Genomic DNA, 19,559 nt, shown 5'->3' with positions numbered 1-19,559 from the left:
AGGAATCAACGCACGCGTTGCGAAAATACAATAGTGAGGGAACACGGTCGACCAAAAAAGGGGGGCGTTGCCTTGTCAACAGAATTGGACAATCATTTGTTTCGACTGCTGAGAGAGGCTTCGGATATTTTGCGGCAGTATGAAAGGGAAGTGAACCGGGAATGGAAGCGGATCGGCGAAGCGCTTGGCAAGCGGAATGCGCGGGTTCAAGAGGTGTTTTCCACGCTGTGCGCATTCGTTCAGGCAAGATTGCTCCCGTACGGGGGCGAACACCCAGCGAATAGGCATCTCGAACGCATTGCGGCGTTTCATCCGGAGATGGTCATATTTTCCCTAAATTTAATGGAAAATACGGTTCATCAAGTGTTGAAGGCGCATGCGTCAGCGGCTGCTACGCTGCACCCAGCCGTGCGGTATTTGTTTTTCAAATGGAATGAATGGTTGTTGTATGAAATGAATGAGCAATCATTCAAAATCGGCCGCGATTCCTCGTGGAAAAAAGAATCCTTGTGGAAAGACGCCGTCATTTTGTTCAACGAATGGATTTTGCGGGCGCAGACGTTTGAGGAATCGGCGGCGCATATTTGTTTTGGTTTTTCCTATTTTCTTCCTTTCAGCCGCTGCGCTCTGTTTCAATTTGTCAATCAGGAGAGCACAGCCATCGGTCTGCACGGGCATGGCGTGGACAATGGGCAAATTCAGCGCTTGCGCGTGGAATTGGACAGCATTCCGATGTTGAAAGAAAGTGTGGGGAAATTGAAAGCGGAAGTGCATGAATTTCGACATTTTCGTCCGATTTATGTGCCGAGGGCGAGCGAACAGTTTCCGCGCCTGTATGTGGATTTGTTCGGTTTGGCCTCACTGGTGATCGTTCCGGTGTATGTGCCGACGGAAGGGCGGATGATTGGAGGCGTCGTTCTCGACCGCGGACCGGGCCGCTTCTTTGCCGTTGACCGCCGCCTGTTTCCCGCGCTGATGAAATTTGGCCAAAGCGCGGGGGAGTTGCTGTTGAAATGGATCAAGGCGCCAAAAAAAGAATGGGAAGGGATGGCGGAATCCTTGTCGCCAAGAGAAATCGAGATTTTGAAGCTGCTCGCCGACGGAGCCTCGACATTGGAAGCGGCCTGTCAGCTTTATTTGAGCGAATTTACGGTGCGCGACTACATTTCCAGCGCCTTAAGGAAACTCAACGCGAAAAATCGGACGGAAGCGGTGGCAAAAGCGCTGCGTCTTGGGTTGATCGGATGATGAGGCGGACCGGTCTGTCCGGCCGTTTCATTTCACACCATTTTCGCCGATTGCTCACCGTTTGGACACAGTTTTGTTCTATACTGCCTACTGAAAAACATGAAAACATGGCAGGGGGGAAAACTGTGGAACAAACGGTGAAGGCGGCGGACAAACAGCGGCCGATGTATGCGGCGGTCTGGAGGTGGCATTTCTATGCCGGGATCATCTTTGCGCCGTTTCTGATCATTTTGGCGTTGAGCGGGGCCGTCTATTTGTTTAAGCCGCAGATCGAATCGGCTCTGTACGGCCATTTGTACGAGGTGGACAAGGTAGGGGAAAAAAGGCTGTCTCTCGTTGAGCTGACGGAACGGGTCAAGGAGAAATATCCGCATGATTCCGTTGTCTCTGTGACGCTTGAGAAAGAAGCGAATCGGACCGTGAAAATCGGGATGATGGACAAAGGAGAAATGGTGTTTGCTTTTGTCAATCCGTATACCGGGGAGATTCAAGGGGCATTGCGCGCGGATGAGAATTGGACGGAAATCGCGAAAAAAATCCACAGCGAGCTATTGATTGGCGGAACGGCAGCCAACCGTTTTGTAGAGCTGGCGGCTTGTTGGGGCTTTATTTTGTTGGCCACGGGCCTCTATCTTTGGTGGCCGCGGCAATCATTCTCTGTTCTCGGGACGTTTTGGCCGCGCTGGCGGGCGAAAAAACGGTTGGCTTGGCGCGATTGGCATGCAGTGACAGGCATATGGTTGAGCATCGGCATTTTGCTGCTCATTGTGACAGGGATGCCGTGGACAGGGGTCATGGGGGAGGTCATCAACCGCGTGGCGACGGCGACAAACACCGGGTATCCGCCGTTTGCGTTCAGCTTCGGACCGAAGCCGGAATCGAAAGTGGTCACCAAAGACGTGGCGCAAGACGTGCCATGGGCGGCCGAGCAACTGCCGGTGCCTTCTGTTCATACACACAACACGACTTCGTTGTCGCTCGATGACGTGTATGCGATCGCGGAGGCGAAAAAGGTGAAAAAGCCGTTCACCATTTCGCTGCCGCAAGGGCCGAAAGGGGTGTTTACCGTTGCGACATCGAAGACGAAGCCGTGGGATAACGCCACCTTGCATATTGACCAATATTCGGGACGGGTGCTGAGCGATGTCCGCTTTTCCGACTACGGCGCATTGGCCAAAGCGATTACGATTGGCATCGCGTTCCATGAAGGGCGGTTGTTTGGGCTGGCCAATCAGCTCGTCAATCTCGTTTTTTGCCTCGGGCTTGTGTTTTTGTGCGTCAGCGGCTTTGTCATGTGGCGCAAGCGCAAGCCGAAAGACGGTTTCGGCGCTCCGGCGCGGGTGAAAGACCCTCAAGCGGCGAAAACGGTGTGGGGCGGCATGATCGCTGCAGGAATTGTGATGCCGTTATTTGCTTTGTCGCTCGCCGCAATTTGGCTGTTTGATCGTTTTGTTGTGCAAAAGATTCCGAGCATTCGTCGCTTTCTAGCGGCGTAAACATCTTTGGAAGCGGCTTGAATGTCCTTGAGCATCAGGCCGCTTTCTTTTCTCGACGTTGGGTTTTTTTGTCATGTTCTGCATGGGGCGGCATATGGATAAAAAGGGAATCTTCTTCAGCGCATCAAAAGGGAGGAAATGAGAATGAACCAGCCCTACGCGTCCCATGCTTCGTCACCGCAGCTCATTGCCCTGGTTGACCCGTATGTGTACCACGCTTTCCAAGCTTTGAACGGCAAAGAAGTGGTGGTGGAAACCGTCCGCGGTTCGATCCAAGGAACTGTGAGGGATGTGAAGCCGGACCATATCGTCATCTCGGCGCATCAGGCGGTTTATTACATCCGCTTGGCGCAAGTGGTGTCTGTTCGCCTCAGCAATTAATGGAGAGGAGGAAAAGAGTCGTGGTATTTCAGCGGATCGACCGGCTGGCGATTGAATTGCCGAAGCCCAAATACGCGGACCCCAATGCGGCTGCCGCTGTTCAGGAGCTGCTTGGCGGCCGTTTCGGAGAAATGTCGACGTTAAACAATTATTTGTTTCAGTCATTCAATTTTCGGCAAAAACAGAAGCTGCGCCCGTTTTACGAGTTGGTGGCGAGCATCACCGCCGAAGAGTTTGGCCATGTGGAGCTCGTGTCCAATGCGATCAACCTTTGCTTGACCGGCTCCACCCATCCAGGTGATCCGGATACAGCGCCGATGAAGGATGCGAAAGACAAGCGCAATACGTATCATTTTATCGCGACGGCGCAGACGGCGTTTCCCGGCGATTCGATGGGGAAGGCGTGGACGGGGGAGTACGTGTTCAACAGCGGCAACTTGATTTTGGATTTGCTTCACAACTTTTTCCTTGAATGCGGAGCGCGCACGCATAAAATGCGCGTCTATGAAATGACGGACCACCCTACCGCCCGCGAGATGATCGGCTACTTGCTTGTGCGCGGGGGCGTTCATATTTTGGCGTACGCCAAAGCGATCGAAGTGGCTACGGGGGTCGATGTGACGAAACTGCTGCCGATCCCGAAGTTGGATAACCGTGTGTTCGACGAGGCGAGAAAGTATGAGGATCAAGGCGTCCACCGCCGGCTTTATACGTTCAGCGATCGCTATTACAAAGAAATCGTCCGCATTTGGCAAGGAACCCATCCAAGCGATGGACAGCCGCTCGAGGTGGTCGAAGGAGCGCCCCAAGGGGGGGCGATCCCCGATTTGGACGAAGTGCCGGAAGAATTCGCCCCCGGGATTTCGGCCGAAGATTTTTTCGAAATCGCCAAGCGGCTGCAGCGGTCGGCAGGGTTGTGATGAGGCGCCCAACGGCGCCTCATTTTTTGAAAAGCAGGTCATTGAACAAAAAGGACGGCGCAACGAGGGCATGACGTTTCCCTTGAGCGTCCACGATTGGAGGAATCGCTATCTTTCTTCATGTTGTTCACCGGCGGCGCGGGCGGCAACGGTTTGGAGCACGTCGAGGAATGTTCGGGCGCTTTTCGGCAAATACCGTTGTCGGTCGAGGATGGCGGCGGCTTCCGCTGTCATCGAAGAGTCGATGATCTCCAGCACCTTGATGCCAGGGAGGCGAAACAAGGCTACGGTGGATTGCGGCACAATGGTGGCCCCGAGGCCTTGGGCGACAAGGGAGAGCAATATGGTCGCGTCCGGGCATTCGCATAGAACGTTCGGTTCAAAGCCATGGCGGCGGCATTCCTCGATGACCCGCTCGTACTGTCCGGCGCCGTGCACTCGGTGGAGAAGGAGAAGCGGCCAATCCGCAAAATCGCGCATGCATAACGCGGTTTGGCCGGTTTTCCATTGCGCCGGCAACACGCCGACATAACGTTCGCCGGGCAGACGGATGACGTCGTAATCAGCCGAGTCGATCGGCAGGCGGACGATGCCGATGTCAATGTGCCGCTCGTAAAGCAGCTGGCAAATGGAAAATGTATCTCCTTCACGGAGATGAAAGGTCACGTTCGGGGCTTGTTCATGGAAGTGACGGATGGCTTGGGCCAAATAGTAAAAGCACGATTTAACGCAGCCGATCGACAGCGTTCCCGCCGTTCCCTCTTCGATTTCTTTTACTTCCGCTACGGCGTCATCCAGCTGGGCGAGCAGCCGTTTCGCCTTTTCGTAAAACGCTTTGCCCGGTGCGGTGAGCTCCATTTTTTTCGCCTTCCGGTCAAATAAAGGAACGCCGAGCTCTTCTTCGAGCTGCTTCAGCTGCTGGCTGAGCGGCGGCTGGGCGATATGAAGCTTTTGCGCCGCTTTGGTGATTTGCCCCTCTTCGGCAATCGTGACGAAGTATTTCAGCTGCTTCACATCGATCATGGCCGTGACTCCTCTCTTGCTTCCATATCTTTTTCGTATAGGATGGTTGATCATTTTTGTATTTTTCATATATGAAATCATATGTTATATTAATTTTGAACATTCTGAATGATAGCGCTTCCTTATCTATTATACGTGAAAACGGGGGGAATGAAAATGCCGGCCAAAACAGGTCAGGAGTATATGGAGCGGCTCAAGCGGGCGAAAAGCAGCGTGTACATCCACGGGGAAAAAGTTGAGGATGTCACTGTTCATCCGGCGTTCCGCAACGTCGTCCGTTCGATGGCGGCGCTTTACGACCGGCAATATGAAAAGCCGGAGAAAATGTTGTACCGGTCGCCGACAACCGGGCAGTTCGTCGGCATGACGTTCATTCAGCCGACAACCATTGACGAGCTCATCGCCCGCCGCGAGGCGACGCAAGAATGGGCGCGTATGTCGGCGGGGATGATGGGCCGTTCTCCCGATTATTTAAACGCGGAAGTCATGGCCATGGGCGTCGCCAATGATCTATTTGCCGAAGATGATCCGATGTTTGCCGAAAACGCGAAAAACTACTATGAGTACGCGCGTGAAAACGACATCAGCTTGACGCACACGCTCATCCATCCGCAAATGAATCGCGCCAAGGCGCTTCATGAACAAAACGATGCCGATGTGCCGCTCCATTTGGTGGAACGGCGAAAAGACGGGATCATCGTCAGCGGCATCCGTCTGTTGGCGACGCAAGGCGGGATTACGGACGAAATTTTAGTGTTTCCATCAACCGTGAAAAAATCGACAGCTGGTGAAGACCCGTACGCGCTCGCCTTTGCCATTCCGAACAATACGCCGGGCGTCAAGTTCATTTGCCGCGAGGCGTTTGACTACGGGCGGAGTGCGTGGGACCATCCGCTGGCGTCCCGCTTTGAAGAGGGCGATGCCATCGTTTCGTTTGAAAACGTGTTTGTGCCGTGGGAGCGCGTGTTTGTTTGCGGCAATTCATCGATTTGCAACCGGACGTTCCGTGAGACGAACGCGGTCATTCATATGTCCCATCAAGTGGTGGCGAAAAACATCGTCAAAACGGAGTTTTTGCTCGGTGTCACGCTTTGTCTGATCGAAGCAATCGGCATCGGCGAATTCCAGCATGTGAAAGATAAAGGGGCGGAAATCATGCTCGTCCTCGAGACGATGAAGAGCCACCTGTACCGGGCTGAGCACAATGCGAAGCGAGACCGCTGGGGAACGATGACGCCGGATTTTGCCGCGCTCGATGCCGCGCGCAACTGGTATCCGCGCATTTATCCACGGCTTTCGGAGATCATCCGCATTTTAGGAGCATCGGGGTTGATGGCGATTCCGACTGAAGCCGATTTCCATCATGAAGAAATTGGAGATATCGTCCGCCGCGCGATGCAAGGGGCGACGGTGGACGGCTATGAACGCGTCCAGCTGTTCCGTCTCGCCTGGGATCTCACGATGAGCGCGTTCGGAGCCCGACAGACGCATTACGAATATTACTTTTTCGGAGATCCCGTTCGGATGGGGATGGCGTATTTTGACGGCTACGAAAAAGAGCCGTATAAACAGTTTGTACGCGAATTTCTGCGCGGCGCCAAAAGCGTGTTCATTCCTTCCGACAGCCAGCGGTGACAGTGCAAATTGAGTTGGATTTTTCGAAAGGGGAGAAGGATGATGACATTTTCCATTATTCGCTGCGCCCGCGCGGTGCTGCATGTGACCGATTTGGCCGCCGCCCGCGATTTTTACGAACGGGTGCTTGGGTTTGTCGTGACGGAAGCGGATGAGAGCCATCTGTATTTGCGGGGGCTGGAAGAATATCATCATCATAGTCTTCTATTGAAAAAGGGGCCCCGCCCTGCGGTCGAGGCGCTTGGCTACAAAGTCGGTTCCGAGCAGGAATTGGAAGCGCTTTATGAATGGTTTGCGGCGCAAACGCTGCAGCCGAAATGGCTGGAAGCGGGAAGCCAAAACGCCATCGGTCGGGCATTTCGCGTTCAAGATCCGTCCGGGCTGCCGCTTGAGTTTTTTGCCCAGATGGAGAAAACAGAGCGGCTTTTGCAGCGGTATGACTTGCACCGCGGCGCCCGCGTGCAGCGCATCGATCATTTCAACTGCGCGGTTAGAGATGTAAAGAACGCGTACGACTTTTATGTCCATGGTTTGGGCTTTGCCTGCTCGGAGTATACGGAAACAGAGGATGGGAAACTTTGGGCTGCATGGCTGCACCGGAAGCAAAACGTCCACGATTTGGCGCTGATGAACGGAAAAGGGCCGCGCCTTCACCATATCGGGTTTTGGCTGCCGGACCCGCTCAGCCTGATCCATGCGTGCGATGTGCTGGCGGCGGCCGGATATGCGCCGAACATTGAACGCGGGCCGGGCCGCCACGGATTGTCGAACGCCTTCTTTGTCTATTTGCGCGACCCGGATGGCCACCGAATTGAGCTGTATAACGGCGATTATTTGACGAGCGACCCCGATTTTCCGCCGATCCGCTGGGATTTGGACGATCCGCGCCGTCAAACGTTCTGGGGGCATGCGGCGCCGGACAGCTGGTTTGAAGAGGCGTCCATCGTCCTTGACGTTCACAGCGGCCAGCCGATCGAGCCGAACGAACCGACATTGGCGAAGCGGAAACCGACCTTCCTGATTTAGAAAAAGACCGCCGCCTTTCTGCTCGCGGTTTTTTGGGATCAAGATTATATATGATTTTATCGTTGATTTCATATATGATAATGTGTACAATATAAATAAGATTCAGAAAAATAAAGTCAATAGGGGGCAAAGGGATGGCATACCACGAGGCGAAAGAACGGCTGCGCGGCTCGATCGCGCCGGTCGTCACGCCGTTTGATGAGGAAGGAAACGTTGATTTTGCGGCGCTCGCCGCGCTCATCGATTGGCATATTGAAAGCGGCACGCATGGCATTTCCGTCACGGGAACGTCGGGAGAGCCGAGCTCGCTGACGCTTGAAGAGCGAAAACAGGTGATGGAAACGGCGAAAAAAGCGGTGGCGGGTCGGGTGCCGTTCGTGCCGGGGACGGGCTCGACCAACCATGCGGAAACGATCGAGCTGACCAAATTTGCGCAAGAGATTGGGGCCGATGCCGCGATGGTCATCGTCCCGTATTACAACCGTCCGTCCCAGCAGGCGCTGTATAAACATTTTAAGGCGGTGGCCGAGGCGGTCGACATTCCGATCATCGTCTACAACATTCCGGGGCGGACGGCGGTCAATTTGGAAGTCAAAACGTTGGCGCGGCTGGCCGAAGATTGTCCGAACATTATCGGCGTGAAAGAGTCGAACAAAGACTTCGAGCATGTCAACCGGGTGTTGTGGCATTGCGGGCGCGATTTCCTTCTCTTTTCCGGCATCGAGCTTTTGTGCTATCCGATGCTGGCGATCGGCGGCGCCGGATCGATCAGCGCGACGGCGAACGTCGTGCCGCATAAAGTGGCCGAGCTGCACGACGCTTGGTTTGAAGGCGACATCAAGCGGGCGCAAGATCTTCATTTTGAACTGATGGAGCTCAATGATGTGCTGTTCATTGAAACGAATCCAGGTCCGGTGAAAGCGGCGCTCGGGATGATGGGGAAAATCACCCCGAAGCTCCGGCTGCCGCTCGATTTGCCAAGCGAAGAGCATCAGCAGCAAATCCGCCGCACGCTCGTCAAATACGGCTTGCTGGCTGAAGAGACGCAGGACGAAGAAATGCAAAAAGCGACATAAAACAAGCGCGTGCAACCGGTCACGAGTGTTGATGATTCGTTGCTTCCCGAAAACAGAGCGCCATGCAGCTGCACGCTCCGTCGGCAAGCGAACCGCTTGCCGACGGCGGCAGAAAAGCCGGGAACAGTGCTTTCTCAACTGATTTTGATTGGTTCATCAACACGCCTGGCAACAGGCATATTAGATGCAACGAAATCGTTTAACATATCCTTGACGGAAAAGTGGCTCATCCATTTTTGACTGTCGAAGGCAAGCCGCAGGCTTGCCTCCGTCACGCCAAAGCGCGATCAAATGCTCGGTAAGAGCTGCAAATGGTAAAGCTTCAAATGGCATCGATACAGATGAGGAGGATACATGATGGCGAATGTGCGCTTGCGCCTGGCCGGCATGGTGCGGGCGATTGAGGCGAAGGCGGATCCTTGGAGCGGAACGGTGTCGTTTGGCGGTCGGACGCACCGCATCGATGAATGGGAATGGGCTGCGCCTGTTGACGGGGCGATGTACGGGGTGGCGCTGAATGATGAAAAGGAGTGGGAAGCGTTGTCAACCGAAATGAACGCCCCGCCGTATGAAAAGCCGCCGGAAGGCCCGGTGCTGTATATGAAGCCGGCAAACACCATCAACGCCCATCGGCGTCCGGTGCTTCTGCCTCGTTGGGTAAAGCATCTTCAGGCTGCTCCGGCGCTCGGGCTGGTGATCGGGCGGACGGCGGCGCGCGTGCGGCGCGAGCAGGCGCTCGATTTTGTATTCGGCTATACGATCGTGAATGATCTGTCGATTCCACACGAGCAGCGGCACCGCCCGGCGGTGAAGGAGCAGGCGCGCGACGGGTTCGCCCCAGTCGGCCCGTGGATCGTGCCGAAAGAGGAAGCGTCGCCGCTGTCATCCTTGACCGCACGCGTATACGTCAACGGGCGCCTCGTCCAGCGTGCAGACCCGAGCCGCTTTCGCCTTCCAGTCGAACAATGGCTTGCTGAGGTGACCGAATTTATGACCCTTTACCCAGGCGATGTGCTGTTTTTCAGCTGGCCGGCCGATGCGCCGCTTGTTACAGCAGGAGATGTGGTGCGCATCGAAATCGAAAGGATCGGTGTGTTGGAAAATGAAATCGCCCTGGAACAAGGAGGCGATGAATGATGAGGCGGGCGCGTGTGGCCTGGAACGGAATCGTGACCGAAGCCGAGCCGCTCGACGATGGCCGCCTCCGCCTGCCGGACGGAACGATCGTCGGGGAGCTTGAAGTGATGTGGCTTCCCCCGGTGGAGCCGGGAGTGATCGTGGCGCTTGGATTGAATTATGCCGAGCATGCCGGCGAATTGTCTTTTGTTGCGCCGAAAGAGCCGCTTTTATTTTTCAAAGGGAAAAATACGCTCATCGGCCATCGCGGCCGAACCGTTCGCCCGGAGGGGGTCAACATGATGCATTATGAATGCGAGCTCGCGGTCGTCATCGGCCGCCCGGCCAGCCGGGTGAAAGCGGAACGGGCGTACGATTACATTTTCGGTTACACGATTGCCAACGATTACGCTGTTCGCGACTACTTGGAAAATTACTACCGGCCGAATTTCCGCGTCAAAAACCGCGACCGGACGACGCCGCTAGGCCCGTGGATCGTCAGCCATGAGGAAGTCGGCGATCCGATGGCGCTTCGTTTGCGGACGTATGTCAATGGGGCGGTTGTGCAGGAAGGATATACGGGCGATATGATTTTTTCGATCCCGTATTTGCTTGAGTACATCACCGAATTCATGACGCTCGCGCCTGGCGACGTGATTTTGACCGGCACGCCGAAAGGGGCGGTGAACGTCCAGCCCGGCGATGAAGTCGTGGCCGAAATCGAACGCATCGGCCGGCTGATCAATTACATCGTCTAGCCAAAGGAGGAGGAATGATGCCGCACTTTATTTTGGAATACACGGCCAATATCGGCGAAGAGGCCGATATTCGCGGCTTGCTTGAAAAAATTCACCGCGTGCTGATCAAGCGGAGCGATTGGTTTCCCGTCGGCGGCATCCGCTCGCGCGCCATTCGGCTTGACGAGTATTATGTGGCTGATGGGGCCGAAGACGATGCGTTTGTGCACGGGACGCTGAAAATCGGCGCCGGGCGTCCGGAACAGGTGAAAAAAGAAGTCGGCGACGAGCTGTTTGCCGTGATGAAAGACCATTTCGCCCCGCTGTTCGCCAAACGCTATTTGGCGCTGTCGCTTGAGCTGTATGAATTCAGCGAGGCGGGGACGTATAAACACAACAACATTCATGCGCGTTATCGGACATAGCGGGAGGGGAAACGAATGGCAGTGCAACCAAAAGTGCTTCATTATATCAATGGGCAGTTTGTGGAAGGGGCAGCCGGTGCGTATTTCGACAACATCAATCCGTTTACGAACGGGACGATCAACCAGATAGCCGAGGGGCGGAAAGAAGACATCGATGCGGCGGTTCGGGCGGCGAAGGAGGCGTTTGATCACGGGCCGTGGCGGACGATGCCGGTTGAAAAGAGGCTCCGTTATTTGTTCCGCATTGCCGAGCTGATTGAAACATATGCGGACGACATCGCCTATTTAGAGGCGCTCGACACCGGCATTCCGATCAGCCAGGCGAAAAAACAGGCCGCCCGCGCGGCGGAAAACTTCCGCTTTTACGCGGAAATGGTGAAGACGCGCCTTGTCGGCGAGGCGTATCATGTGAATGGTCAGTTTTTAAACTATACCGTTTATAAACCAGTCGGCGTCGCCGGGCTCATTACGCCGTGGAATACGCCGTTTATGCTGGAAACGTGGAAGGTGGCTCCTGCGCTGGCGACCGGCAACACCGTCGTCTTGAAGCCGGCCGAATGGTCGCCGTTGACGGCGAATAAACTGGCGGAAATCATCGATGAAGCCGGGCTGCCCCGCGGGGTGTTCAACGTCGTGCACGGGTTTGGCGAAACGGCGGGCGCCGCATTGGTCGCCCATCCGGACGTGCGCCTCATCTCGTTTACCGGCGAGACGACGACCGGCATGGAGATCATCCGCAACAGCGCGGCAACGTTGAAAAAAACATCGATGGAGCTCGGCGGCAAGTCGCCGCTCATTGTGTTCGCCGATGCGGATCTCGAACGGGCGCTTGACGCGGCGGTGTGGGGCGTATTTTCGCTCAATGGCGAGCGGTGCACGGCCAACTCGCGGCTGCTGCTCGAGCAGTCGATTTACGACGAATTTGTCGCCCGGCTCAAAGAGCGCGTCGACCGCATCGTCATCGGCGATCCCATGGCTCCAGCGACCGAGCTTGGCCCGCTCATTCACCGTGCTCACTGGGAGCGGGTGAACCGCTATATTGACATCGCCAAGCAAGAAGGGGCGGACGTCTATGCCCCCAGCGTTCCAACAGGGTTGGAAAAAGGCAATTTTGTGCCGCCAACGTTGCTGCTTGGTTGCCATAACGGCATGAGGGTGGCGCAGGAAGAGATTTTCGGACCGGTCATGGCGGTCATGTCCTTTGCGGATGAAGAAGAGGCGATACGGCTGGCGAACGATGTGAAATACGGGCTGGCGGCATACGTCTGGACGAACGATATGAAGCGCGGCCACCGCGTCGCCCAGGCGATCGAAAGCGGGATGGCGTGGGTCAATTCACCGAACGTCCGCGATTTGCGCATCCCGTTTGGCGGGACGAAATACAGCGGCATCGGCCGCGAAGGCGGGCATTACAGCTTTGATTTCTATACGGAAGTGCAAGTTGTCCACGTCGCGGTCGGCGACCCGCCGATCCCTTCGTTCGGCAAGGCGAAGCCGCCTTCCGCTTTGTCTGCAGAACAGAAATAACAGCTGGTCAACATATATTATGTGATATATGATAGATGTATGGAAACGAAAGCGAAAAACAAAACCCAATTGGCTTACGAGTATATTCTTTCCCGCATTGAAAACGGCGTCTATGGCCCGGGATACCGCGTCGTCATCGACCAAATCGCCCGCGAGCTTGGACTCAGCAGCATCCCGGTGCGCGAGGCGATCCGCCAGCTCGAGGCGGAAGGGCTTGTCGAATTTAAGCCGTATACAGGCGCCGTTGTGAGCAACATCAACGAGAAAGAATATATCGAGACGCTGTCGGTGTTGGCTGTGCTGGAAGGCTATGCGACCGCGCTTGGCTCCGCCCATTTGACGAAGGAGGCGATCAACGAGCTTGAGCGGTTGAACGAATGGATGGAGCGGGCGCTTGAAGAGCTGGAGCTGGAACGGTTCAGCGAGCTGAACTATGAATTTCATTCCTTGATTTACGCCCATTGCGGCAACGCCTACCTCGAAGAGCAAATCAAGCAAATTTGGCAGCGGATGAAGCGCATCCGCGCCTACGGCTTCACCTTTGTGCCGCAGCGGGCGAAAGCATCGATCGAAGAACATAGAGAGATCATCCGTCTGTTGCGTGAACAGGCGCCGCCGCATGAAATCGAACAATACGTTCGTCAACACAAAATCAACACCGCCGAAGCGTTTAAGCGGCGGCGCTGATCTTCTTCCGCCGGGTGGAGGCCTGGCGGGAGAACGATGATTTGAAAGCGTTGTCAATATAAAAGGGGGGCAAAAAAAGATGAAAAAAGGAATGTCTCTATTGATGGCGGCATTGTTGCTCATTTTCCTTGCCGCCTGTGGGAAGACGGCGACATCGGGAGGAGAGGATGAAATCAAAATTGGCGCCATTTTTTCGGCTTCCGGCGGGGCGGCCCCGCTTGGCAAACCGGAGATGGAGACGGTCAAAATGCTCGTTGAGCAATGGAACAAGCAAGGCGGCATTGATGGAAAGAAAATCAAGCTGATTGCCTATGATGACAAGTCCAACCAAAATGAGGCCGTATTATCCACGAAAAAACTCATCGAACAAGACAAAGTCACTGCCATTATTGGCGGCACGATCAGCGGCAACTCCTTAGCCATGATTCCACTCATTGAAAAAGCAGGCATTCCGTACATTTCCCTCGCCGCAAGCAAACAAATCGTCAATCCAAGCGATGGATCCTCACGTCATTGGACATTTAAAACCGCTCAAGGGGACAATATCGTCATCCAGAAGCTGCTTGGTTTTTTAAAAGAGAAAGGATGGACGAACGTCGCCTGGCTGAACGTCGCCAATGCATACGGAACGAGCGGGCATGAAGAGTTTGTGCATTATGCCCCGGAATATGGGGTGAAAGCCGTCATCGAAGAGGAGTTTGAGGCGACGGTCGATGATGCGAAAGCGATGTTGACAAAGGTGAAAAAAGCGAATCCGCAAGCCATTATCGTATGGGGAACAGCGCAGGAATCGGCGGTCGTCACGAAAAACATCCGCCAGTTGGGCATTGAGGCGCCGATTGTGGAAAGCCATGGCATCGGCACGAAAAGCTTTATTGACTTGGCCGGGGAGGCGGCCAACGGCGTATGGTTCCCTGCCGGGCGCATTTTAGTGGCCGATCAGCTTCCGGACAGCGACCCGCAAAAAGAAACGCTGCTAAAATACAAAGAACAGTTTGAGAAAGCGTACGGCTATGCCCCGACAACGTTTGGTGGACATGCGTGGGATGCGTTCCATTTGTTGGTCAATGCGATCAAGGAGGGCGGCGCGGATCAAGAGAAAATACGGTCGGCTCTGGAGAATACAAGAAAATTTATCGGCATTTCGGGCGTCTTCCATATGTCGAAAGACGACCATACAGGGCTTGACGCCGACAGTTTGGTGATGGTGCAAATTCAAGACGGCAAGTTTGTCCTTGCCGAGCAGTAAACAGGGAATGAGGTCGCTAATTCCCTTTTGTTCCACCTAACCGTTGAAGGAGGGACGGGGCATGGAAGCGTGGAGCCAGTTTGTGCAGCTGTTGTTTTCCGGGCTGACGGTCGGCAGCATTTACGCGTTGGTGGCGCTCGGGTTTGTCATTACGTACAGCGTGACCGGCATTTTAAATTTGGCTCAAGGCGATTTCGCTATGTTGGGGGCGTTGTTTTGCATTACGTTGGTCAATAACGGAGTGCCGTTTGCCGCGGCCATCGGTTTGAGCATGCTTGCGGTGATGGTCGTCGGTGGGCTGTTTGAGCGGCTGGCGATTCAGCCGGCGCGCCGTTCGCCTGTCGCGGTGCTCATTATCATTACGATCGGGGCGTCGTTTGTATTCCGCGGGATCGCCTTGCTTGTTTGGGGGACGGATCCGTACGCGCTGCGCCCCTTTACGGGCCATGGGGCGCTTGAGGTGTTTGGAGCGGTCATCCAATGGCAAAGCGTCTGGGCGATCGTCATTTCGCTCGCAAGTTTTGCCGCCTTGCATCTGTTTTTTCACCGAACATACATCGGCAAGGCGGTGGCGGCCTGCGTCATCAATCCGTTTGCCGCTCGGTTGATGGGGATTGACATCCGCAAAATGTCGCTTGGCGCGATTGCCGTCAGCGCCGGTCTTGGAGCGCTGGCGGGAATCGTCATCGCCCCGATTTCGGGCGCGTCTTATGATATGGGAATGATGATCGGGCTGAAGGCGTTCATCGCCGCTGTTGTCGGGGGATTGACGAACGCCCCGGCGGCGATCGCCGGTGCGTTTCTCGTCGGGCTGCTTGAATCATTTGCGGAAGGATACTTGTCCTCGGGGTACAAAGAAGCGATCAGCTTCGGGCTGCTATTGCTTGTTCTGTTTTTCATGCCAAACGGGCTGTTTGCCAAGATGACAGGAAAACGAGTGTAAGGGGGGCGGATGGATGGAGCACGGTCAACGAATGACGGATGGACGGAAACGATGGCTCTTGCTTGTTGGCGCAGCCGTCTGGCTCGGTCTCCCTTGGCTCGTCTTCGGCAATAACTACGTGCTAAGCACTCTGATTCTCATCGGGCTGTACGCGCTCGTAAGCACAGGGATGACGCTGTTGATGGGGTATGCGGGCCAAATTTCGCTCGGCCAGGCGGCGTTTTACGGCATCGGGGCTTATGCGTCCGCCTATTTGACCGCGCATGCGGGATGGCCGTCCTGGCTGGCGCTGGCTGCCGGCGCGGTTTTGGCTGCTTTGGTGGCGCTTGTGGTCGGCATTCCAGTTTTTCGGCTGCGTGAGCATTATTTGGCGTTGGCGACGTTAGGCTTTGGCGTCATTATGTTTACATTTTTCAAGGAATGGAAAGAGATCACGGGAGGGCTGAATGGTTTTTTTGGCATTCCGCCGATCCGTATAGCCGGGGTTCCGTTGCAAAGCGATCTCCAGTTTTACTACCTCGTTTCGTTGTTTGTTCTGGCCGGGTTATGGTTTGCCCATAATATTGTCCGCTCCCGGGTCGGAAGGGCGCTGCGGGCGATTCATGGAAGCGAGGTGGCAGCAAGCTCCCTTGGGGTGAACATTATGAAATACAAGCTGCAAATCTTTATGCTCAGCGCGGTCTACGCTTCGATTGCCGGGAGCTTATACGCCCATTACGTCACGTTTATCAATCCGGATTTATTCGGCATCGTCCCTTCGATTTACTTTTTAATCATGGTGGTCATTGGCGGGACAGCCAGCGTATGGGGAGGACTCATCGGCGCTGCCGTCTATGTCTGCTTAGGAGAATGGCTCAAAGCCGTTGTCCCGCTGTTGCTTCCGAATGCCGGCGGAGAGTTTGAAATTGTCTTTTTTGGCTTGTTGTTGGTGGTCATGTTGATTTATATGCCGAACGGGTTGACGGGTGTGATGCAAAAGAGGATGCGGCGCTTTTTGGAAATGGGCGGACGTCAAGAGAAGCAGATAGCCGCAGTTGAGGGGCATAAGGCGCGTTCGATCGGAGGGGAGCGGGGATGAGCGCAGTGTTGCTCGAAGTGGAGCAATTGTCCAAGTCATTTGGCGGCGTTCAGGCGGTGCAGAACGTGTCCTTTCACGTGAAAAAAGAAGAAATCGTCGCGGTGATCGGGCCGAACGGGGCAGGCAAAACGACCTTGTTCAATATGATCAGCGGCATTATTCCGCCGACGAGTGGTCTCGTTCGTTTTCAAGGAGCCATGGTCAGCGGCAAACAACCGCACGAGTTGGCGATGCTGGGAATGACAAGGACGTTTCAAAACTTGCAGCTGTTTTCTGATATGACGGTGTTGGAAAATGTGATGGTCGGATTTCATTCACGGTTGAAGAGCGGAATCCTCAGCGCCGGCTTTCGGCTGCCGCGTACGGTGAAAGAAGAAAGGCAAGCGCAGAAACAGGCGTTTTCCTGCCTCGAGCAGGTCGGTTTGGCCCATCTCGCCTGCAAGCGGGCAGGCACGCTGCCATATGGGATGCAGCGGCTCGTGGAAATCGCTCGGGCGGCTGTGTCTCGTCCTTCGCTCATTTTGCTTGACGAGCCGATGGCCGGGCTGAACCCGCAAGAATCAAAGCAGCTCGTTGATGTGTTGCTGGCGATGAGGGAACAAGGCTTTACCTTTTTGTTCGTGGAACATGATATGGAAACGGTGATGGCGATCGCCGACCGGATCGTCGTCCTCGATTATGGGAAAAAAATCGCCGAAGGGGCGCCGGAAGAGATTGCGCGGCATCCTGATGTCATCAAGGCGTATTTGGGAGAGGAGGCGGTCTGATGCTCGTGCTTCGCAACGTTCATGTCTACCACGGCCATTTGCACGTGTTAAAAGGGGTCAGTTTGCAAGTGGACGAAGGAAAAATCGTCACTGTTGTCGGCGCCAACGGGGCGGGCAAAAGCACGCTGCTCGGCACGATTGCCGGCGTCTACGCTCCAACCGAAGGGGAGATTCTTTTTGAACATAAACCGCTTCCATACGGAAAGGTGGAGCAAATTGTTGAAAAAGGCATTTGCCTTGTGCCGGAGAGGCGGCAAATTTTTGACAGCCTGTCCGTGAGGGATAACTTGCTGCTGGGGGCGTACCGCCGCCACCGCCGCGACGGACAGGAAGTGAAGCGCGACTATGAGCGGGTGCTTGAACTGTTCCCGAAACTGCAAACGATGCTCGACCGTCCGGGAGGACTATTAAGCGGCGGCGAACAGCAAATGCTGGCGATCGCCCGCGGGCTGATGGCGAGACCGAAGCTGCTCTTGCTTGACGAACCATCGTTAGGGCTGGCGCCGCTTGTGGTCAAGGAAGTGATGGGGATGCTGACACAGCTCTGCGATCAATTTCAGACGGCCATGATTCTTGTCGAGCAAAACGTGCGTGCCGCCCTGCAGACCGCGGATGAGGCGTATGTGTTGGAACGGGGAAGCATCGTGGTGCACGGGAAGGCCGCCGAGCTGCTTGCCGATGAGCGGGTGGCAGAGGCGTACCTTGGAGCGGCGGGCCGCCGATGACAGCCGTATATCGTCGTTGTTTCTTTCCCCTATTTCTGCTATGATGGGGGTAGATTTGACCCTCATTTCGGCATGAATGGGTCTCAGCCATAGAGGCAAGATGTCGGACGAAGCGCCCGTCGTGTGGAAACATCAAGAAGGAAAGCCGCCCAACCGCCAGCTGAAGGCGTAGGGCTGCTGGATGACGAAAAGGGAAGGATGGGAGAACCGTATGGATGATCGTACATTTCGCAGAGCCATGGGAAAATTTGCGACCGGCGTGACGGTCGTGACGACCGAATTTCAAGGGGAAGCGAAAGGAATGACGGCGAACGCGTTTATGTCCGTTTCGCTCGACCCGAAACTTGTCGTCGTCTCCATTGGTCACAAAGCGCGAATGCATGACATTGTCAAGCAAACGGGGAAATTTGCCGTCAACATTTTGCGGCGCGATCAAGAGGAGTTGTCGCGCTTGTTTGCCGGCCAGTTGAAAGAAGAACGCCATGTTTCGTTTGATTGGGTGAACGGCCATCCGATTTTGCCGGAGGCGTTGGCGAATATTTTATGCAACGTCCACAGCACGTACGTGGCCGGCGATCATACGCTTTACTTTGGGGAAGTGACCGATATTTTGATGAAAGACGAACCGGGCGACCCGCTCTTGTTTTTTGAAGGGAAGTACCGGAGCATTGGACAATAAGCGCCCTTGGATGGATCGGGGCCGCTATGTCGATGCGGGGACGACGCAACAGGCGGTTCAGCCCGTCATCTTGCGTCCCGGCCGTTTCCATGGCGCTATTAGAAAAGGTGTCCCGCTGTTTGGGACACCTTCGTTGTTATTTTTTCAATACATCGTGATCAACGTACCGTTCGCCGTTCAGTTCGCTGATGACGTTGATGGCGACTTTCGCCCCGTCGCCCGCTGTGATGATCGTATGAACGCTGACGCCGGCCACCGTCCCTGCCGCCCAAATGCCGTCGATGTTCGTTTTGCCATTGGCGTCGACGTCAATCACCGTTTTAATGCGCGGCTCCGTGCCCGGTTTGGTGCGCAGGCCGATTTTTTCCGCCAGATCCGTGGCGACGCCGGTGGCGAAAATGACGTGTTTCGCCTCAAAGGAGCCGTTTTCCGTTTCGAGGCGGAAGCCGCCGTCCGTTTTTTGCACGTCTGTCACTTGCGTTTCCACCAATTCCGCGCCGAATTTCGCGGCTTGCCGTTTTCCTGTTTCGACCAATTCCGGGCCGCTGATTTCCGGAACACCGTAATGGTTTTCCACCCAAGCGCGCTTGGTCATGCCTTTGTCGCTGTCAAACAACACTGTTTTCTTTCCCGCTTTGGCGGCGAAGATCGCAGCGCTCGCTCCCGCCGGTCCAGCGCCGATGATGGCGATGTCGTACATCGTGACCGCCTCCTTGTTTTGAATATTGGCACTATCATTCATTACTTTATCACAAATGGAAAAAGGGTCCAAATGATCTGCTTTTTATTTATAATTGCTATCATTTTATATTTACTTTAAA

At 55.0% G+C, this 19,559-nt stretch carries 20 protein-coding genes; 18 read left to right on the top strand and 2 right to left on the bottom strand.

The features are described 5' to 3' along the window. Positions 1 to 72 precede the first annotated feature (72 nt). The 4 genes from BRO54_RS10300 (at position 73) to BRO54_RS10285 (ending at position 4,045) form a co-directional block, all read left to right on the top strand. Positions 73 to 1,248, top strand: coding sequence for a helix-turn-helix domain-containing protein (locus BRO54_RS10300; protein ID WP_074043872.1), 1,176 nt, complete (start codon positions 73 to 75; stop codon positions 1,246 to 1,248). A 125-nt stretch (positions 1,249 to 1,373) separates the two neighbouring features. Then, on the top strand, positions 1,374 to 2,744 hold the full coding sequence (locus BRO54_RS10295) for a PepSY-associated TM helix domain-containing protein (RefSeq protein WP_014196699.1): 1,371 nt from the start codon (positions 1,374 to 1,376) through the stop codon (positions 2,742 to 2,744). A 144-nt stretch (positions 2,745 to 2,888) separates the two neighbouring features. Further along, complete coding sequence (locus BRO54_RS10290; RefSeq protein ID WP_013144273.1) at positions 2,889 to 3,125, top strand: YuzF family protein; 237 nt, start codon at positions 2,889 to 2,891, stop codon at positions 3,123 to 3,125. Between the two features lie 20 nt (positions 3,126 to 3,145). Further along, entirely contained in the window at positions 3,146 to 4,045 is a 900-nt protein-coding gene (locus BRO54_RS10285) for a manganese catalase family protein (RefSeq protein ID WP_014196698.1), read from the top strand. Between the two features lie 108 nt (positions 4,046 to 4,153). Here BRO54_RS10285 and BRO54_RS10280 read toward each other — a convergent pair whose 3' ends face one another. After that, positions 4,154 to 5,068 carry a LysR family transcriptional regulator gene (locus BRO54_RS10280; RefSeq protein WP_014196697.1) on the bottom strand — a complete coding sequence of 305 codons (915 nt, stop codon included), beginning with the start codon at positions 5,066 to 5,068 and terminating at the stop codon, positions 4,154 to 4,156. Positions 5,069 to 5,224: 156 nt separating this feature from the next. Here BRO54_RS10280 and hpaB point away from each other — a divergent pair, with 156 nt between their 5' ends. The 14 genes from hpaB to BRO54_RS10210 all read left to right on the top strand — a co-directional run bounded on the left by hpaB (position 5,225) and on the right by BRO54_RS10210 (position 18,738). Then, the gene (gene hpaB / locus BRO54_RS10275; protein WP_021321751.1) at positions 5,225 to 6,703 is read left to right on the top strand and encodes a 4-hydroxyphenylacetate 3-monooxygenase, oxygenase component; all 1,479 of its coding nucleotides are present in this window, start codon (positions 5,225 to 5,227) and stop codon (positions 6,701 to 6,703) included. Positions 6,704 to 6,745: 42 nt separating this feature from the next. Then, the gene (hpaD, locus tag BRO54_RS10270; protein ID WP_021321752.1) at positions 6,746 to 7,729 is read left to right on the top strand and encodes a 3,4-dihydroxyphenylacetate 2,3-dioxygenase; all 984 of its coding nucleotides are present in this window, start codon (positions 6,746 to 6,748) and stop codon (positions 7,727 to 7,729) included. A gap of 134 nt (positions 7,730 to 7,863) precedes the next feature. After that, on the top strand, positions 7,864 to 8,805 hold the full coding sequence (gene hpaI / locus BRO54_RS10265) for a 2,4-dihydroxyhept-2-ene-1,7-dioic acid aldolase (protein WP_011232502.1): 942 nt from the start codon (positions 7,864 to 7,866) through the stop codon (positions 8,803 to 8,805). A gap of 357 nt (positions 8,806 to 9,162) precedes the next feature. Next, positions 9,163 to 9,942 (top strand): fumarylacetoacetate hydrolase family protein, encoded by a 780-nt coding sequence (locus BRO54_RS10260; protein WP_021321753.1) that lies wholly within the window; start codon positions 9,163 to 9,165, stop codon positions 9,940 to 9,942. Then, positions 9,939 to 10,679, top strand: a complete 741-nt coding sequence (locus BRO54_RS10255; protein WP_011232500.1) for a fumarylacetoacetate hydrolase family protein — start codon at positions 9,939 to 9,941, stop codon at positions 10,677 to 10,679. The genes BRO54_RS10260 and BRO54_RS10255 overlap by 4 nt, the downstream gene beginning before the upstream one ends. 17 nt (positions 10,680 to 10,696) lie before the next feature. Beyond that, positions 10,697 to 11,083, top strand: coding sequence for a 5-carboxymethyl-2-hydroxymuconate Delta-isomerase (locus BRO54_RS10250; RefSeq protein WP_021321754.1), 387 nt, complete (start codon positions 10,697 to 10,699; stop codon positions 11,081 to 11,083). Between the two features lie 15 nt (positions 11,084 to 11,098). Continuing rightward, complete coding sequence (gene hpaE, locus BRO54_RS10245) at positions 11,099 to 12,610, top strand: 5-carboxymethyl-2-hydroxymuconate semialdehyde dehydrogenase (RefSeq protein WP_074043871.1); 1,512 nt, start codon at positions 11,099 to 11,101, stop codon at positions 12,608 to 12,610. A 39-nt stretch (positions 12,611 to 12,649) separates the two neighbouring features. Continuing rightward, entirely contained in the window at positions 12,650 to 13,297 is a 648-nt protein-coding gene (locus tag BRO54_RS10240; protein ID WP_011232497.1) for a GntR family transcriptional regulator, read from the top strand. Positions 13,298 to 13,376: 79 nt separating this feature from the next. Then, positions 13,377 to 14,546 (top strand): ABC transporter substrate-binding protein, encoded by a 1,170-nt coding sequence (locus tag BRO54_RS10235; RefSeq protein ID WP_011232496.1) that lies wholly within the window; start codon positions 13,377 to 13,379, stop codon positions 14,544 to 14,546. 61 nt (positions 14,547 to 14,607) lie between these two features. Continuing rightward, positions 14,608 to 15,489 (top strand): branched-chain amino acid ABC transporter permease, encoded by an 882-nt coding sequence (locus tag BRO54_RS10230; protein ID WP_011232495.1) that lies wholly within the window; start codon positions 14,608 to 14,610, stop codon positions 15,487 to 15,489. A gap of 13 nt (positions 15,490 to 15,502) precedes the next feature. Beyond that, entirely contained in the window at positions 15,503 to 16,567 is a 1,065-nt protein-coding gene (locus tag BRO54_RS10225; RefSeq protein ID WP_014196690.1) for a branched-chain amino acid ABC transporter permease, read from the top strand. Continuing rightward, positions 16,564 to 17,334, top strand: a complete 771-nt coding sequence (locus BRO54_RS10220) for an ABC transporter ATP-binding protein (protein WP_011232493.1) — start codon at positions 16,564 to 16,566, stop codon at positions 17,332 to 17,334. The genes BRO54_RS10225 and BRO54_RS10220 overlap by 4 nt, the downstream gene beginning before the upstream one ends. After that, the gene (locus BRO54_RS10215) at positions 17,334 to 18,059 is read left to right on the top strand and encodes an ABC transporter ATP-binding protein (RefSeq protein WP_011232492.1); all 726 of its coding nucleotides are present in this window, start codon (positions 17,334 to 17,336) and stop codon (positions 18,057 to 18,059) included. The genes BRO54_RS10220 and BRO54_RS10215 overlap by 1 nt, the downstream gene beginning before the upstream one ends. Positions 18,060 to 18,270: 211 nt before the next feature. Continuing rightward, the gene (locus BRO54_RS10210) at positions 18,271 to 18,738 is read left to right on the top strand and encodes a flavin reductase family protein (protein WP_011232491.1); all 468 of its coding nucleotides are present in this window, start codon (positions 18,271 to 18,273) and stop codon (positions 18,736 to 18,738) included. Positions 18,739 to 18,874: 136 nt separating this feature from the next. On the opposite strand, the gene BRO54_RS10205 is transcribed toward BRO54_RS10210, so the two are convergent. Next, the gene (locus tag BRO54_RS10205; protein WP_011232490.1) at positions 18,875 to 19,438 is read right to left on the bottom strand and encodes an FAD-dependent oxidoreductase; all 564 of its coding nucleotides are present in this window, start codon (positions 19,436 to 19,438) and stop codon (positions 18,875 to 18,877) included. Between the last annotated feature and the right edge of the window lie 121 nt (positions 19,439 to 19,559).

This window comes from Geobacillus proteiniphilus (assembly GCF_001908025.1).
Lineage (GTDB): Bacteria > Bacillota > Bacilli > Bacillales > Anoxybacillaceae > Geobacillus > Geobacillus proteiniphilus.
The sequence above is the reverse complement of the archived record's forward strand: the minus strand, read 5'-3'. Positions and strand labels throughout refer to the sequence as shown.

Coding starts and splice junctions, on each gene's coding strand:
- BRO54_RS10290 (WP_013144273.1), top strand. CDS start 2,889: ATGAACCAGCCCTACGCGTCCCATGCTTCGTCACCGCAGCTCATTGCC.
- BRO54_RS10280 (WP_014196697.1), bottom strand. CDS start 5,068: ATGATCGATGTGAAGCAGCTGAAATACTTCGTCACGATTGCCGAAGAG.
- hpaB (WP_021321751.1), top strand. CDS start 5,225: ATGCCGGCCAAAACAGGTCAGGAGTATATGGAGCGGCTCAAGCGGGCG.
- hpaD (WP_021321752.1), top strand. CDS start 6,746: ATGACATTTTCCATTATTCGCTGCGCCCGCGCGGTGCTGCATGTGACC.
- hpaI (WP_011232502.1), top strand. CDS start 7,864: ATGGCATACCACGAGGCGAAAGAACGGCTGCGCGGCTCGATCGCGCCG.
- BRO54_RS10260 (WP_021321753.1), top strand. CDS start 9,163: ATGGCGAATGTGCGCTTGCGCCTGGCCGGCATGGTGCGGGCGATTGAG.
- BRO54_RS10255 (WP_011232500.1), top strand. CDS start 9,939: ATGATGAGGCGGGCGCGTGTGGCCTGGAACGGAATCGTGACCGAAGCC.
- BRO54_RS10250 (WP_021321754.1), top strand. CDS start 10,697: ATGCCGCACTTTATTTTGGAATACACGGCCAATATCGGCGAAGAGGCC.
- hpaE (WP_074043871.1), top strand. CDS start 11,099: ATGGCAGTGCAACCAAAAGTGCTTCATTATATCAATGGGCAGTTTGTG.
- BRO54_RS10240 (WP_011232497.1), top strand. CDS start 12,650: ATGGAAACGAAAGCGAAAAACAAAACCCAATTGGCTTACGAGTATATT.
- BRO54_RS10235 (WP_011232496.1), top strand. CDS start 13,377: ATGAAAAAAGGAATGTCTCTATTGATGGCGGCATTGTTGCTCATTTTC.
- BRO54_RS10230 (WP_011232495.1), top strand. CDS start 14,608: ATGGAAGCGTGGAGCCAGTTTGTGCAGCTGTTGTTTTCCGGGCTGACG.
- BRO54_RS10225 (WP_014196690.1), top strand. CDS start 15,503: ATGGAGCACGGTCAACGAATGACGGATGGACGGAAACGATGGCTCTTG.
- BRO54_RS10220 (WP_011232493.1), top strand. CDS start 16,564: ATGAGCGCAGTGTTGCTCGAAGTGGAGCAATTGTCCAAGTCATTTGGC.
- BRO54_RS10215 (WP_011232492.1), top strand. CDS start 17,334: ATGCTCGTGCTTCGCAACGTTCATGTCTACCACGGCCATTTGCACGTG.
- BRO54_RS10210 (WP_011232491.1), top strand. CDS start 18,271: ATGGATGATCGTACATTTCGCAGAGCCATGGGAAAATTTGCGACCGGC.
- BRO54_RS10205 (WP_011232490.1), bottom strand. CDS start 19,438: ATGTACGACATCGCCATCATCGGCGCTGGACCGGCGGGAGCGAGCGCT.